We start from the raw sequence: 15,160 nt of genomic DNA, 5'->3' as shown, positions 1-15,160 counted from the left end.
CTCAGCGCCCCTTGAACACCGGCGTGCGCTTCTCCAGGAACGCCATCCGCGCTTCCTTGGCGTCCTCGGTCTTGGAGAGAGCCATCGTGATGTTCTGCTCGAAGCGGTAGGCATCGCGCGGCGGCATCAGCTCGACCATGTTCGCCGCATTCTTGGCATATTCCATCGCGATCGGGCTCTTCGAAGCGATCTCGCCTGCGAGCTTCATCACCTCGGGGATCAGGTTCTCCTTGGTCGTACAAGCCTCAATGATGCCGAGGCGATAGAGCTCGGCGGCCGGCACGCGATAGCCGGTGAAGAACATGCGACGCATCAGGGAGCGACCGAACAACGTGTTCAGCATGGCGGCACCGCCGGCCAGCCCGACGTTGATCTCGGGCATGCCGAAGACGGCCTCTTCGCAGGCGTAGAAGATGTCGCAGGAAGCCATCAGGCCGACACCGGCGCCGAGCGCAACGCCGTTGATCGCCGCGATGACCGGCTTGGAGCATTCGCGAATGCAATTGCCGGTCTCGCGTGTGATCCGGTTGTGGCTGTGAAACGCGCCGATCTTGGTCGGGTCCGGACGGTCCTTCAGATCCGCGCCGCTGCAGAACACCTTTCCGGCTCCGGTCAGGATCGCGACCCTGACATCGCTACGCTCGGAAATCTCGTCGAACACGCTCACGATGCGATCGCGCATGGCACGATCGAGCGCGTTCACGGGAGGACGGTTCAGCGTCACCAGCGCGATGTGATCGGACACTTCGAGGGTGACGATATCTCCTGACATGGCTTCCTCCTGGGCTTCTGCTTGTCTTGTGTTTGTCTTGCTTGTCGACGCCTGACCGATCGGTCAGCTTCTTCGCTGATAGCACCAACGAAGGCGGCTTGCAATATCCTGCCGATCTCCTATTGACCGACCGATCGGTCAGTCGGTAGTTTCCGCTGCAACAAAAGAACGTCCTTGAGGAGGATCTCCATGCCCAGGATCAGCCGACGCCAGGCGACAACTCTGATTGCCGGCGCCCTCGCCGCCCCGCTTGGCGCACCTGCCATCGTCAGGGCACGCGCGTCGCAGATCTTCATCATCGTGCCCTATGCCCCGGGCGGCTCGATCGACAGCCTGATGCGCTCGATCGCGAAAGCCATGGCGGAAAACCTGGACCAGCCGGTCCTGGTCGACAACAAGCCCGGCGCCAACGGCATCGTCGGATCGCAATATGTGGCGCGCGCGCCGAAGGACGGATCGGTCCTGCTGGCCGGCGGCACCGGGCCGATTTCGCTGAACGTGCTGCTGCGCAAGAACCTGCCCTACAAGCTCGCGGACTTCGCCTCCGTCGCCATGCTCTGCAACGGACCGCTGTCACTGACCGTGAATGCGCGCACGCCCGCCACCGATGTGAAGAGCTTCGTCACCTACGCCAAGGGGCGCGACAAGCCGCTGTTCTACGCCACGCTCGGTCCGGGCAGCGTCACGCATTTGTTCGGGATCATGATGGGCAAGTCGATGGGATTTGCCGTCACCGAGGTTGCCTATCGCAACAATCCGGCCTCCATCATGGAGACGCTGTCAGGAGAATGCGACCTCAACTTCGCAACGCCCGCCGCCGTGATCGAGCATGCGCGCGGCGGCCAGCTGCGCATCCTCGCCGTCTCCTCGGACAAGCGCATGGCGAGCCTGCCCGAGATACCGACGCTCGCCGAATCCGGCTATCCCGACCTCACGGCATCGTTCTGGACCGCGCTCCACGCGCCGGCGGGCACGCCGCGCGATGTCATCGCGCGGCTGAACGCAGCAGCCAACGCCGCAATGCAGAAGCCCGAGATCGCAAAGCAGCTCGAAACCGATGGCCTGATGGTCGATACCGGCGCACCGGAACGGCTCGACGCCCAATTGACCAAGGACGCCGCGCTCTGGGGACCGGTGATCAAGGCGCAGAACATCGCCCTGGAATGAGGCGTTGCACGCGGTGCCGCCACCGGTCAGCGTGATTTTCGCCGGCCGGCGCGAGGCGGCTCGGCGCCGGGAAGCTCGATCAACTCCCCGCTCCGCAGCCCGTTGAACAGCATGTCGAAGAAGATCTCCGCGATCTGTTCCGGGGTTGCGGATTTGTTGGGATTGTACCAGCGATGCATCCAATTGAGCGAGGAGAGGATCAGCCGCCCGGTCATGGGAACGTCGACCTTGCGGATTTCGCCGGCGTCGATGGCTTCCTGGATCAGGCCGCGCAGAAAGTTCTCGAAACGGTCGCGGCGCGTCAGCCTCTCCTTGTGCCGCCGTCGGTCGGGATCGTTCCAGAAGGCGGTCGTGGAGGCGATCCAGGCCCAGCGATAGCGCCGGAAGTATTCCGCCGTGGCGACCATGAACGCACGGATCTTCTGCGACGGCGGCCCGTCGGGAATGCGGTCGCGCACGAAAAGGTAGAGTTCGAGCGTCGAGCCGACCGCCACCCGCGCGTATATCTCGTCCTTGTTGGAGAAATGATGGTAGAGGAGCGACTTGGAGATGCCGCAGGCGAGCGCGATGTCGCGCATCGAAGTCCCCTCAAATCCCTTGCTGGCGAACAGCCGCCCGGCCTCGGCGAGGATCTGAAGCACGCGGTCCGAGGCCTCGGCCTGGTTCGCAACGCCATCCTTCATCGTTGACAGTTCGGTCATGAACTCCGCAATCCGTTCGTCAGCCTGGCGCCAACATGAGGGCCTTTAGAATGAAACTAGGTTTTCACGGACCGATCGGTCAAGCCCGGCGATCCCTGCGCGAGGAACCATGAGCGCGGTCCGGATCACGCGAATCGGCACGACGAAGGACCAGCTCGGCGAGAGCCCCGTCTGGGATGAGCGCCGACAGCGCCTCTTCTGGATCGACGCCCTGGCCGGATTGATCCGCGCCTTCGACCCCGTCACCGGCGCGACCGAGCAATTCAGCGCGCCCGCGCCGATCGGGTCGCTGGCGCTGCGGCGCGACCGCGGCGCTGTGCTCGCACTACGCCACGGATTTGCGCGCTACGATTTCGACATGCGCGTGCTGACCGAAGGTCCGTCGATCGGGCTCGACCACCCGAAGGTGCGGCTGAACGACGGAAAGGCCGATCCCTATGGACGGTTCGTGGCAGGCACGATGCACGGCGACCGCGCCCCGGATGAAGCGCCGCTCGGCGGCCTCTACCGCCTGGACGCATCGGGCGCGCTGGAGCTGCTGGAGACAGACCTCGCCGTGAGCAACGGACCGTGCTTCAGCCCCGACGGACGGACGTTCTATCTTGCCGACAGCGCAAGACGGATCATCTGGGCCTATGACTACAGCCAGGATGGCCCCCTCGCGAACAAGCGCGTCTTCGTCAACACGGAGGCGCAAGACTCCGGTTGCGATGGCGCGACGATCGATGCGGAGGGGTATATCTGGTCGGTCCTCGTGCGCATCGGCAAGATCGCGCGGTTTGCGCCTGACGGCACGATCGTGCGGACGGTCGACATGCCGATCCGCCATCCGACCAGCGTGACGTTCGGGGGAACCGATCTCGATATTCTGTACGTGACATCGATCTCGCGCAGCCACGCTCTCGGCGATGACCGCCCGGATGCCGGCGGCTTGTTCGCCGTCGAAGGCCTCGGCGTTCGCGGACTGCCGGCGCACCGGTTTGGCCCGGCCTGAGCGGCCCCTCCACTACTGCGCCGATCTCTTGACCTGCCTTGGCACGTTCTCGGCCATGTAGTCCACGAAGACCCTGATCTTCTCCGGCAGATAGCTGCTCTGGAGGAAGGTGGCGTAGATTCCTTCGTCGAAGGTGGAGTTCGTCACCCGGAAGCCCGGCAACAGGCGGACCAGGCGCCCGCTCTTCAGCTGTTCCGCCACGGTATAGTCGTCCAACAGGGCGATGCCGTGGCCGGCAACGGCGAGATCGCACAGCACCACACCATTGTTGCTGCCGAAGGACGACGGCACGACAATCTCGCGCAGCCTGTTCCTGCGCATGAACTTCCAGACGACGTCGTCAGGGCCCATCCAGTAGGTCAGGCAATTGTGGCGGGTGATGTCCTCCGGCTCGCGCAATTTCGGCATCCGGCCGACGTAGTCCGGCGAGGCCACGAGAATCCGCTCGCTCCGCAGCAGCCTTCGCTGCATGAGGCCTGGGTCTTTCGCCGCCTGGATCTGGAAATCGACGTCGAATTCATCTTCGCGAAGCTGGGGACGGCGCTCCGACAGGCGCAGCTCCACCTTCAGTTCCGGATAGAGCTTCTGAAAGCCCGGGATCAGCGGCGAGAGCACCCTGATGCCGAACAGCGTCCGCGAGTGCACCCGTAGCGTTCCGCGCGGCGCGGTCTGCAACGAAAGCGCTGCGGCTTCGGCGTCCTCGATACCGTGCAGGACCTGCTCGGTCCGCTGGAAGAAGATCTTGCCGGCGTCGGTCAATCCGAGATGGCGCGTGCTGCGGTTCAGGAGCTGCACGCCGAGCTGCGCCTCGAGCTCGCCGATGTAGCGCGACACGGACGCCGGGGAGAGCCCGACACGGCGCCCGGCCGCGGAAAAGCTGCCCTCACGGACGGCACTGACGAACAGTTCCATGGCCTGGAGGCGATTCATCGATCTTTTCAGATTCTGCAAAGGACATGCTCAGAATACGTCAATTGTTCGAAAACGCTCAAGCCCGTAGCTTGCTGAGAACGGATCGCAAGAGCGACCACGATCAGGTGGAGGAAGCAACTGATGGAATTCGGCGTATTCATTCTGGCGCAGCAACGCGGCTATCATCAGAGCTCGCAGCAGGTCATCAACAACGCCGTCGAGCAGACCGTTGCCGCCGAGCAGGCCGGCTTCGATACGGCCTGGTATGCTGAGCACCATTTCAACAATTACAGCCTGTGCCCCTCGCCGCTGATGATGGTCGCCCATTGCGCCGGCCTGACCAAGCGCATCCGGCTCGGCTCTGCCGTCTGCGTGTTGCCGCTGTATCACCCGGCGCGGCTGCTCGGCGAAATCGGCTTTGCCGACACCGTCTCGAACGGGCGTCTCGATCTCGGCATCGGCTCGGGCTACCAGAAGTTCGAGTTCGACCGCTTCGGCGTGGACCTCGATCATTCACACGCGCTGTTCGCGGAATTCTACGACGTGCTCCACGCGGGCATGCAGCAGCGCATCTTCTCCTATTCCGGCGAGCACCTGAAGATGCCGCCGACCGCCATCGCGGTGCGCACGGTGCAGAAGCCGATGCCGCCGATTTGGGTCACGTCCGGCCATGGCGAGACGCTCGGCTGCGCCATTCGCGACAACCACAATCTGTTCGTCACTGCGCTGCTGAACGGCCTCGATGCCATCAAGGCCCTGCGCGAACGCCTCGAGGGGATCGCCGCCAACGAAGGCCGCTCCATCGACGACACGCGCTTCGGCTTCCTGCGCTGCGCCTATGCCAGCGACAATGACAGCGAGATCCAGTCGTATCTGGACAATGCGCGCTTCCAGCGCCGGCTCTCCGAAAGCCTGAAGTTCCGACGCGCCCAGAGCGACGACGGCTATCTGATCAAGGAAGAGGCCGGGCCGAACGACATGAGCCTGGAGACGATGCGGGACAACCTGCCCGTCGGCAGCGTCAACCAGGTGATCGACCGCATGCTGGAAGAGATCAGCATTCTCAGACCGACCCACATCGCGCTTCAGACCCAGCTCGGCGATTTCGACCAGCGCACGATGCTGCGCCAGATCGAGCTATGGGGCAGCAGGATCATTCCCGCGATCCGGAAAGAGCTGAAATCCGGCCGCGGCAAGGTCGCAGGCGAAGCCGTTTCGGCGTAACGCAACCGGCGAGAAGCGAGCCCCGGAGGTGCGTCATGGGATGTCAGATGTCTCAAATGACCGATTTCCGTTCAGTCGAAGCCGCGGAGTTTCGGCTGGCCATGCGTAACCTCGCGAGCGGCGTCGCAATCGTGACGACGGGAACAGAGACGGCGCGGCGCGGGCTGACGGTCAGCTCCGTGACCTCGCTGTGCATGGACCCGCCCTGTCTGCTCGTCGGCGTCAATTCGAGCTCCGAAACGCACGCCGCCATCCTCGCCAACGGCCGCTTCGGGATCAGTCTCCTCGGCAGCGGGCAGGAAGATCTGGCGCTGCGTTTCGCCGGTGGCGCCAAGGGCATCGACCGCTTCGCGACGGCGCCGTGGGAGCAAGGCGTGCTTGATGTGCCATTGCTCGAGCCGGCGATCGGCGCGCTGGAATGCGTGCTGCACCATCATCAAATGGTCGGCACGCACGGCCTCTTCATCGGCAGGATCGTGGCCACCCGCGGCGGCAACGGCAATCCCCTGGTCAATTTTCAGGGCGCGCTGCGCGCGTTGCCGCAGGGTTAAATGGACTTCAGGCCTGCCGAGGCCGGTACCATCGCGTCCCGGCGCGCCAGAATCAAAGGAGCGGCACCGTGATCATCGAATGCTTCGCCGGCGGCAGCGTCCGACTGGACGAACCGCTCGACTTTCGCAAGTTCAAGCTGGTGTTGCATGCCGGCGCATCGCAGGAAGTGCTGGCCCGGACCGGGATCACGCTTCTTGATGATCGCGATGCGCTCGTCTCGATTGATCTGGTCCCCACCCTGGAGGGCCGCCCCAACGATGCAAGCTGGGATCGGCAATATGCCGAGATGGTAGCCAAGGCCCGCGAGCATGGCTGGATCGATATCCCGCGAAATGCGATCCGGGCCCACGTCGAACCAGCCCTGTAGGCCGCAATCCTTCAGCGCGGAACGACAGCCGTCGCTTCAATCTCGACGCGCGCTGCCGGCTCGACAAGACGCACGACCTGAACGAGCGCCATGCTCGGATAGTGGGTGCCGATCACCTCGCGATAGGCTTTGCCGAGCGCCTTGAGATTGGAGACGTATTCGTCCATGTCCACGACATACCAGGTCAGACGAACCAGATGATCCGGCCTTGCGCCGCCTTCGGCCAGGATCGCGACGATGTTTTCGAGCGCCTGGCGGACCTGCGCAACAAATCCCTCGCCAAACCGGCCTGAAACGTCCCAGCCGACGACGCCGCCGGTCACGACGAGGCGCCCATCGGCCATCATGCCGTTCGCATATCCCTTTGGCTGCGGCCAGCCACCGGGCTGGAGCACCTGCAAACCGCTCGCCATGTCTGGCATTGCCGCGCCCCGCTGTCTCGTCACACTCATCGGTTTCTCTCTATCGTCTCAGCGCGATTTCAGTAAATCGCGCGCCACAATCAGTTTCTGGACCTCGGTCGCGCCCTCGTAGATGCGCAACGCCCGGATTTCGCGGTAAAGGCTTTCGACCACCTCACCCTTGCGCACGCCGCGTCCGCCGAACATCTGGACCGCGCGGTCGATGACACGCTGTGCGGTCTCGGTCGCCGTCAGCTTCGCCATGGCCGCTTCGCGCGTCGTCGGAAGCTTCTGGACATCCCGGCGCCAGGCTGCGCGATAGGTCAGGAGCGCGGCGGCGTCGGTGTCGGTCGCCATGTCGCCGAGCGCGGCCTGGGTCAATTGGAGATCTCCCAGCGTCGCGCCGAACATGCGTCGGCTGCGCGCGTGCGACAGCGCCTCGTCGAGCGCCCGCCGAGCGAAGCCGAGGCCGGCGGCCGCGACCGACGCGCGAAAAATGTCCAGCGTCTGCATCGCCAGCTTGAACCCGCCGCCCGGCACGCCGAGGCGACGGCTCGCCGGAATCCGGCAGTTGGCAAAGCGCAACGTCGCCAGCGGATGCGGCGCGATGACGTCGATGCGGTCGGCGATGCCGAAGCCGGGATCATCGGGAAAGACGACGAAGGCCGAGATGCCGCGCGCGCCTGGCGCCTCGCCGGTTCGCGCGAACAGCGTGTAGACGTCGGCAATACCGCCGTTGGAGATCCAGGTCTTCTCGCCGTCGATGACGTAGTCGTTGCCGTCGGCGCGCGCCGTGCAGGACATCGCCGCGACGTCCGATCCCGCCTCCTTCTCGGACAGCGCGAAGGCCGCAAGCCATTCGCCGGAGCGAACCTTCGGCAGCACGGTCTTGCGCAGCTCGGCCGAACCGCCGAGCGCGATCGCACCGGAGCCGAGCCCCTGCATGGCGAAGGCGAAATCGGCAAGGCCGTCGGCATAGGCGAGCGACTCGCGCGACAGGCAGATCGAGCGGGAATCGATCGTCGTCGCATCGCCGTCGGGCGCCGCGACCGCGCAATCGAGCACCCCCGCCTCGCCCATCGCGCGCACGAGCTTGCGGCAGGCGCCGTCGACATCGCTGTGATCGATCGTGTCGAGCGCACCCGACTGCACGAAGCGGTCGAGCCGCTCGCCGATCCTGCGATGGCGCGGTTCGAAAAACGGCCAGTCCAGCCAGTCGCGCTTGATGACCTTTGCCACGGCGCTCATCTGATCCCTCCTCCGCTCACTGCGCGCTAGCTGCCGCGGCGCGCGCCAGATTGCTTTCGTATTGCCCCTTGGCGGACAGATACTGCTTCGGCCAATTGACCGACGTGATGCCGATGCGCGCGGCTTCGTGCAACGTCCAGGCCGGGTCGGCCAGATGCGGCCGCGCAATGGCGCAGAGGTCGGCGCGGCCGGCCGCGAGGATCGAGTTGGCGTGATCGGCCTCGGAGATCGCGCCGACTGCAATGGTCTCGATGCCGACTTCGTTGCGGATCAGGTCGGCGAACGGCGTCTGGAACAGGCGTCCATAGATCGGCCGCTCCTCCTTCCAGACCTGCCCCGACGAACAATCGATCACGTCCGCCCCCGCCTCCTTGAACATCGCGGCGAAGATCGCCGCATCGGCCGGAATGTTGCCGCCTTCGGTCCAGTCATGGCAGGACAGGCGCACCGACATCGGCCGATCGGACGGCCACGCCGCGCGCATCGCCTTGAACACCTCGAGCGGAAAGCGCGCACGGTTCTCGTGGCTGCCGCCGTATTCGTCCGTGCGCCGGTTGGTCAGCGGCGACAGGAAGCTCGACAGCAGATAGCCGTGGGCGCAATGGAGCTCGAGCCACTCGACGCCGGCCGACGCCGCACGATGTGTCGCCGCGACGAAATCGTCGCGCACGCGGTCCATGTCGCTGCGGTCCATGGCGCGCGGCAACTGGCTGTGGGGCAGATACGGCAACGCCGACGCGGAGATCAGAGGCCATTCACCGGATTCTAGGGGTTGATCGATCCCCTCCCATGGCACTCTGGTCGCGCCCTTGCGCCCGGCATGGCCGAGCTGGATTCCGACCTTGGCGTGTCCCAGGCTGTGGACCAGGCCAACCAGTCGGCGCCACTGCGCCTCTTGCGCATCGTTCCAGAGCCCGAGGCAACCCGGCGTGATCCGCGCATCCGGCGAAACGCAGGTCATCTCGGCAAAGATCAGCGCAGCGCCACCCATGGCGCGCGCGCCGAGATGGGCGATGTGGAAGTCGTTGATGAGCCCGTCCTCAGCCGAATACATCGCCATCGGCGACACCATGATGCGGTTCGCGAGCGAAAGGCCGCGCACGCGGTGCGGCGTCAGCATCGGCGGCAGCACCCGCTCGCCGTCCTTGACAGCGATGCCCGAGCGCGCGGCGAACCAGCGCTCAAAACCTTCCAGCCAGGTGCGGTCGCGCAAACGAAGGTTTTCGTGGCTGATGCGCTGGGAGCGCGTCAGCATCGAATAGAAGAATTGCGGCGGCTCGAGCGTATCGGCATAGCGCCGGCCGACCACCTCGAACCATTCCATGGCGTTGCGCGCCGCGTTCTGGATGCGCGCCACGTCGACGCGGCGCACCTCTTCATAGGCTTCCAGCACGGTTTCGATGCCGGCGCGGCCGTGACCGTGGCGATCGAACTGGTTGGCGAGCTCGATGGCGTCGTCGAGCGCGAGCTTGGTGCCCGACCCGATCGCGAAATGCGCGGTGTGCGCGGCGTCTCCCATCAGCACGACATGAGACTTGCCGTTGAACACGCTCCATTTGCCGCAGATCAGGCGGCTGAAATTGAGCCAGGCCGAGCCGCGCAGATGGCGGGCGTTGGTCAGGAGCTTCGCGCCATCGAGCGTCTCGGCGAAGATCTTTTCGCAGAAATCGATCGAGGCCTGCTGATCGAGCTCGCCAAGCCCGTGGGCATTGTAGGCTTCTTCCGTGGTCTCGACGATGAAGGTCGAGGTCTCCGCGTCAAACTTGTAGATGTGCGCCTGGAACCAGCCGTGCTCGGTCCTCTGAAAATCGAACGTGAAGGCGTCGAACGCCTTCTTGGTGCCGAGCCAGATGTAGCGGTTCGGCCGGATCACCATGTCGGGCTGGAATTGCTCGGCATAGCGCGCGCGGATTCTGGAATTGACGCCGTCGCAGGCGACGATCAGGTCGGCCTCGGGAAATTCGAGATCAGACTCGACGTCGCGCTCGAAGACGAGCTCGACACCCAGCGCCTCGCAGCGCCTCTGAAGAATATTGAGCAGATGCTTGCGCCCGATACCGATGAAGCCATGGCCGGTCGTGCGCTGGCGCGTGCCCTTGAAGACGAGCTCGATATCGTCCCAGTGATTGAAGGCGTCCTCGATCTCGGTCGCGCTCTCGGGGTCGGCAAGGCGCATCGCGGTCATCATGGCATCGGAGAACACGACTCCCCAGCCGAACGTATCGTAGGGCTTGTTGCGCTCGACGACCGTGATGACGTGCTCCGGATGCCGGCGCTTCATCAGCAGGCCCAGATAGAGACCCGCCGGGCCGCCGCCAATACAGACTATGCGCATGATCCCTCGCTTTCGCGCGCCGCGCCGTGTGCCTGAGCTCTCGCTCGAATTATTTTAAGCATAAAGTATTTTGTCGGCACGGGCCTTGTCAAGGTGGGTTCTGCAAGGAGTCCGGGCGACGCGCCCGGCGCCACCGCGTCGATCTTGAGATACAATGCAAAGTGGACACGGCAGAGCCGAGTCCGAGGCACCCGGGCTCAGCCTTGAATTTACTTTTGGCACGAACTATCTTGCGGGCATCCACGAGAGCTGCACCAGCTTTCATCAGGCCACCAAGCCCGGGAGATTCGATTGGCGCTCGCGAAGGAGTCCACGCCTGTTTCAGCCAGGAATGGAGCGGATCAGGAGGCCGAGTACAGGGCTCAAACGCGAGTTTGGCTCCGGCTGCTCGCCTGCACGACCTTGATCGAGGGGGAGCTGCGGCGCCGGTTCCGTGAAGAGTTCGATTTTACCATGCCCCGCTTCGATGTTCTCGCTCAGCTCGACCGCGAGCCGAGCGGGCTCGTGCTGGGAGAGCTGCCCAAGCGCCTGATGGTCTCGGCCGGGAACCTCACGCCGATCGTGGACCGCCTCGTCGCGGATGGATACATCACCCGCACGGCGTCGAACCTCGACCGCCGCGTGCAGATCGTCTGTATGACGGTCGAAGGGCGCAAGACCTTCAGGCGAATGGCCAAGAGCCACGGCGCATGGCTCGCCGAGCTGCTGGCGGATTTCCCGGCGGACCGGTTCGACGGATTGATCGGCGAGCTCGACGACCTCAAGGGCGCCGTCAGGGACGCGCTGCAAAAACCCTGAGCGGACGCGACGGTCAGCGTCGCAACCTCACACCGGCCGCCTCGCGATCCCACGTATCCGCGGTGACGCCGGCGTCACGCAGCACGCCCTTCTTGATCTTGCCGTTCTCCGTCAGCGGCATCTGGCTCAGAATGCGCACATAGCGCGGGATGGCGAAATAGGCGATCTGCCCTTCGCAATGCCCGACGATGTCGACGGGCTCCAGCGATTGGCCCGGCTCCAGCAGGATCGCAGCCGCAACCTCGTCCTCACCCAGCTCCGACGGCAGCGGGTAGATCGCGCAAGCGGCGACCGCGGGATGGGACTGGATGGTCTGCTCGACCTCCCACGAAGATACGTTCTCGCCACGCCTGCGGATCGAATCCTTCATGCGGTCAATGAAGCGATAATGTCCGTCGGCATCGCGAACGACCCGATCACCCGAGTGGAACCACAGATTGCGCCAGGCCTCGATCGTCTTCTCCGGCATGCCGAAATAGCCGGTGGCGAAAGCAAAGGGTTCGCTTGCGCGAAGCACGAGCTCCCCGGCCTGTCCATCGGGAAGCGCTGAATCATTCTCGTCGACGATCCGCGCTTCGATGCCGTCGGCGAGATAACCCATAGTCCCCGGCCGATCGGATGGGATCGTTCCTGCAAACACGAAATTGGTCTCCGTCGAGCCGTAGCCGTCGACCAGCGGCACGCCAAACCGGTCCAGGAACGGACCGTGGATTTGCGGCGGCACACCGCCGCCAAGCGCAACGCGAAGACGATGCGCCGAATCGTTCGGATTCTTCGGCTGCGCCAGAAGCATCGATGCCATCGCACCGAGCAGATAGCCGACCGTCGCATTGTGCCGTTGCGCGGCGGCCCAGAAGCCGGAGGCGGAGAACTTCGGCTCCAGCACGTAGGTGCATCCGTTCAGGAGCGCCTGGTAGAACGCATTCAGCGCGTTGGTGTGAAACAAGGGCAGCGTCGTGAACAGCACATCGCCCTCGCGGATGCCGAGCGCCCGCGCCGAATAGATGCCCCACCAGAACAGTTGCGCCTGCGGACAACACACACCCTTTGCAGGCCCCGTGGTGCCGGATGTGTAGAGGATCGCAACGGTGTCGCCGGGGCGCACGGCGCCCGCCGGGGCCGCGGCCCCGAGGGCCGGCAATGGTAGCGCGGAAAGCCCGGCATCGACCGCCCCGCCGGGAGCTCCGACGATCCAGGTCCGAGGCGGCAGCTCGACACCTGCCTCGACACTCTCGATCGCGGCAACGAACTGAGCCTCGACGACAAGGAGCGCGGGACGCGAGTTGCGGAAGATGTGGGAGAGCTGGAAGCCGCGCAGCGCGGTATTGATCGGGACCGCGATGGCCCCGAGCCACGCACAGCCGAGGTAGACCTGTAAAAACTCCGGACGGTTCGAACACATCAGCGCGACCCGATCGCCCGGCTTGATCCCCGCATCGACGAGCGCCTGAGCCGCCGCGGCCGCGATCGCCGCGGTCTGCGCAAAGGTCCAGCGCGTCTCGCCCGCGACCAGCAGGACGCGATCGCCATAGCGTTCCGCCTGCCGCGTGAGGATGGTGGAAAGGATCCGCTCCGACGGTGGAAACGACGTCACCGCGCGCGCCCAGGCCGGCGTCGCGTTCTCCCGTCCGGCCGCTGCGCCGGCGTTCGCCGGCCCCTCGTTTTCCGCCACGATCATGCGTCCGCCTCAGGGCAACAGCTTGTATTTGCCGTCCTCGATCTGGACCAGGATGCGCGAGCGATCGTCGACGCCATGCCGATCAGCCGGCGTGTAGGTGTAGACGCCCTGCGTCCCCACGACCTCCTTGGTCGTGAACAGCGCCTGACGAAGCGCGGTCCGAAATTCCGGCGAGCCGGGCTTGGCGCCGGTTGCCATCGCACGCTTGGCGGCATCGGCGAACACCAGCCAGCCGTCGAAGGAATAGGACGAGAATGAATCCGTCGGCGCCTCGCCGTTGGCCTTCTCGAAGGCCGCACGGAAATCCAGCGCAACCTTCTGAATCGGATTGCTGGCGGGAAGCTGCTCCGCCGCGGTCACCGGTCCGGTCGGACAGATGATGCCGTTGGCGGCCTTGCCGGCAAGACGGAGGAAATCGGCACTGATCATGCCGTGATTGCCGTAGAGCGGCCCCTTGTAGCCGCGCTCGGACAGCGCGATGACCGGCAGCGCACCGGGCGTTCCCGTTCCACCCAGCATGATCGCATCGGGACGCGCGGCGATCGCGCGCAGCACCTGGGCCGTGACCGAAGAGTCCGAACGCGCGTAGCGCTCATTGGCGATCACCTTGATGTCCGCCGACTTGGCGGCCTGCACCAGGGAATCGTAGAAGAGGTCACCTAACGCGTCGGAGAAGCCGATGAAGGCGACGCTCTTCAATCCCTTCGCCTTCATGTTGTCGACGATGCCCTGCAACAGCAGCGGCGTCGGTTGCGGCGTCTGCACGACCCAGGGACCGCCCTCGCCCGGCGGCACCGGCGCGATCGGGGACACCGCGATCATCGGAATCTTCATCTCGATAGCCGCAGTCGCCATTGCGAGCGTCTGGGGCGCACCGGACGTGCCAATGAGGACATCGACTTTTTCCTGCTCGACGAGTTTGCGGGCATTGCGCGCCGACGACGTCGGATCGGAGCCGTCATCGAGCTGGATGACCCGAATCTTCTCGCCGCCGATCTCGCCGATATAGGCCTGGCCCGCCGCGATCCCCTTCGCGTTCGGAATCCCAATCGACGACACCGGCCCACTGAGACCGGTGACGAAGCCGACGAGAATATCGGCTTGCGCAATGTGCGGGACGGCAAGAAGCAACGCAGTGGAGGCCAGCAGACTCTTGATCAAGTTCATGGCACCTGTCCTTCGTGAGAATGTCTTGTTCCGATTGGCAAGCGCCATGGATTCAGTTCAGGTTGACGAAACCAGCGCGATGACGCGAAGCGGACTGCCGGAGCCATTCTGGATCTTCAGCGGCGAGGCGACGATGACAGCCCCGGTGGCGGGAAGCTGATCCAGGTTGCACAGGCATTGCAGGCCGTAGCGACCCGCGCCGTGCAGGAAGTGATGCGCCGGATAAGGCGGCTCGAAATGGCCGGCCTGCCCTGCATCCGTGCCGATGGTCTCGGTGCCAAATCCGATGACGCCGCGCTCCTCCACCAGCCACTTCATGACATCAGGGTTCGGGCCCGGCGTGTGCGCGCCGTCATCCCTGAGATTGGAGTAGTCGCGCCAGCCCTTCTTCGACCAGTCGGTCCTGAGCAGCACCCAGTTCCGCTCGGGGATCCGGCCGTGCTTGGCTTCCCAGGCTTCCACGAGCGGGACGGTCAGCAGGAAATCGGGATCCTGCGCCGCCTGCGCGGAGCAGTCGATGACGCAGGCCGGCGCGATCATGTCCTTGGCCGGCATCGTGTCGACGGCATTGTTCGGCAGGCTCTTGCCGGTGAACCAGTGAATCGGCGCGTCGAAATGCGTGCCGGTGTGCTCGCCGAACGTGACATTGTTCCAATACCAGGCCGGGCCGCGACCGTCGTATCGCGAGATTTCCTGGATGCGCACCGGCGCCGCCTGGCCGAACTCCGGCGGCAGCACGATGACCGGAAAGTCCGGACTGAGCGTGAAAGTCAGATCGACGACGCGCACCGCGCCGGAAGAAATCGCACCCGCCAGCTCCAGGAGATTGTTGCTTTGCATCGTC

At 64.8% G+C, this 15,160-nt stretch carries 15 protein-coding genes; 6 read left to right on the top strand and 9 right to left on the bottom strand.

Translation table 11 applies throughout. From position 1 onward, the window contains the following. Position 1 precedes the first annotated feature (1 nt). Positions 2 to 772 (bottom strand): enoyl-CoA hydratase/isomerase family protein, encoded by a 771-nt coding sequence (locus AAFG50_RS16060; protein WP_028171982.1) that lies wholly within the window; start codon positions 770 to 772, stop codon positions 2 to 4. A gap of 189 nt (positions 773 to 961) precedes the next feature. Between AAFG50_RS16060 and AAFG50_RS16055 the strand changes: the two genes are divergently transcribed. Continuing rightward, positions 962 to 1,939 (top strand): tripartite tricarboxylate transporter substrate binding protein, encoded by a 978-nt coding sequence (locus AAFG50_RS16055; protein ID WP_049832417.1) that lies wholly within the window; start codon positions 962 to 964, stop codon positions 1,937 to 1,939. Between the two features lie 26 nt (positions 1,940 to 1,965). On the opposite strand, the gene AAFG50_RS16050 is transcribed toward AAFG50_RS16055, so the two are convergent. Further along, on the bottom strand, positions 1,966 to 2,640 hold the full coding sequence (locus AAFG50_RS16050; protein ID WP_011086227.1) for a TetR/AcrR family transcriptional regulator: 675 nt from the start codon (positions 2,638 to 2,640) through the stop codon (positions 1,966 to 1,968). Positions 2,641 to 2,749: 109 nt separating this feature from the next. Between AAFG50_RS16050 and AAFG50_RS16045 the strand changes: the two genes are divergently transcribed. Further along, positions 2,750 to 3,634, top strand: a complete 885-nt coding sequence (locus AAFG50_RS16045; RefSeq protein WP_028171984.1) for an SMP-30/gluconolactonase/LRE family protein — start codon at positions 2,750 to 2,752, stop codon at positions 3,632 to 3,634. 12 nt (positions 3,635 to 3,646) lie between these two features. Here AAFG50_RS16045 and AAFG50_RS16040 read toward each other — a convergent pair whose 3' ends face one another. Next, entirely contained in the window at positions 3,647 to 4,564 is a 918-nt protein-coding gene (locus AAFG50_RS16040; RefSeq protein ID WP_028171985.1) for a LysR family transcriptional regulator, read from the bottom strand. 123 nt (positions 4,565 to 4,687) lie between these two features. On the opposite strand from AAFG50_RS16040, the gene AAFG50_RS16035 reads away from it, so the two are divergent. The 3 genes from AAFG50_RS16035 to AAFG50_RS16025 all read left to right on the top strand — a co-directional run bounded on the left by AAFG50_RS16035 (position 4,688) and on the right by AAFG50_RS16025 (position 6,689). Then, on the top strand, positions 4,688 to 5,770 hold the full coding sequence (locus tag AAFG50_RS16035; RefSeq protein ID WP_028171986.1) for an LLM class flavin-dependent oxidoreductase: 1,083 nt from the start codon (positions 4,688 to 4,690) through the stop codon (positions 5,768 to 5,770). 56 nt (positions 5,771 to 5,826) lie between these two features. Further along, a complete protein-coding gene (locus tag AAFG50_RS16030; RefSeq protein WP_028171987.1) occupies positions 5,827 to 6,321 on the top strand; it encodes a flavin reductase family protein in 495 nt (164 codons plus the stop codon). Positions 6,322 to 6,389: 68 nt separating this feature from the next. Next, positions 6,390 to 6,689 carry a hypothetical protein gene (locus AAFG50_RS16025; protein WP_028171988.1) on the top strand — a complete coding sequence of 100 codons (300 nt, stop codon included), beginning with the start codon at positions 6,390 to 6,392 and terminating at the stop codon, positions 6,687 to 6,689. Between the two features lie 11 nt (positions 6,690 to 6,700). On the opposite strand, the gene AAFG50_RS16020 is transcribed toward AAFG50_RS16025, so the two are convergent. From AAFG50_RS16020 to AAFG50_RS16010, 3 genes are read right to left on the bottom strand one after another with little or no spacing between them, the layout of a single operon-like run. Then, positions 6,701 to 7,141: a RidA family protein gene (locus tag AAFG50_RS16020; protein WP_028171989.1), complete on the bottom strand. Its 441-nt coding sequence runs from the start codon at positions 7,139 to 7,141 to the stop codon at positions 6,701 to 6,703. 18 nt (positions 7,142 to 7,159) lie between these two features. Then, positions 7,160 to 8,338, bottom strand: a complete 1,179-nt coding sequence (locus AAFG50_RS16015) for an acyl-CoA dehydrogenase family protein (protein WP_028171990.1) — start codon at positions 8,336 to 8,338, stop codon at positions 7,160 to 7,162. 16 nt (positions 8,339 to 8,354) lie between these two features. After that, on the bottom strand, positions 8,355 to 10,673 hold the full coding sequence (locus tag AAFG50_RS16010; RefSeq protein WP_028171991.1) for a bifunctional salicylyl-CoA 5-hydroxylase/oxidoreductase: 2,319 nt from the start codon (positions 10,671 to 10,673) through the stop codon (positions 8,355 to 8,357). Between the two features lie 291 nt (positions 10,674 to 10,964). On the opposite strand from AAFG50_RS16010, the gene AAFG50_RS16005 reads away from it, so the two are divergent. Beyond that, positions 10,965 to 11,471: a MarR family transcriptional regulator gene (locus AAFG50_RS16005; RefSeq protein ID WP_011086218.1), complete on the top strand. Its 507-nt coding sequence runs from the start codon at positions 10,965 to 10,967 to the stop codon at positions 11,469 to 11,471. A 13-nt stretch (positions 11,472 to 11,484) separates the two neighbouring features. On the opposite strand, the gene AAFG50_RS16000 is transcribed toward AAFG50_RS16005, so the two are convergent. Genes AAFG50_RS16000 through AAFG50_RS15990 form a run of 3 tightly spaced genes read right to left on the bottom strand, consistent with a single transcriptional unit; the run spans position 11,485 to position 15,156 of the window. Beyond that, on the bottom strand, positions 11,485 to 13,149 hold the full coding sequence (locus AAFG50_RS16000; protein WP_039184176.1) for an ATP-dependent acyl-CoA ligase: 1,665 nt from the start codon (positions 13,147 to 13,149) through the stop codon (positions 11,485 to 11,487). Between the two features lie 9 nt (positions 13,150 to 13,158). Further along, on the bottom strand, positions 13,159 to 14,316 hold the full coding sequence (locus tag AAFG50_RS15995) for an ABC transporter substrate-binding protein (RefSeq protein WP_028171993.1): 1,158 nt from the start codon (positions 14,314 to 14,316) through the stop codon (positions 13,159 to 13,161). Between the two features lie 57 nt (positions 14,317 to 14,373). Then, on the bottom strand, positions 14,374 to 15,156 hold the full coding sequence (locus AAFG50_RS15990; RefSeq protein ID WP_028171994.1) for a cyclase family protein: 783 nt from the start codon (positions 15,154 to 15,156) through the stop codon (positions 14,374 to 14,376). Positions 15,157 to 15,160 lie beyond the last annotated feature (4 nt).

This window comes from Bradyrhizobium sp. B039, assembly GCF_038965675.1.
Taxonomy (GTDB): domain Bacteria; phylum Pseudomonadota; class Alphaproteobacteria; order Rhizobiales; family Xanthobacteraceae; genus Bradyrhizobium; species Bradyrhizobium diazoefficiens.
The sequence above is the reverse complement of the archived record's forward strand: the minus strand, read 5'-3'. Positions and strand labels throughout refer to the sequence as shown.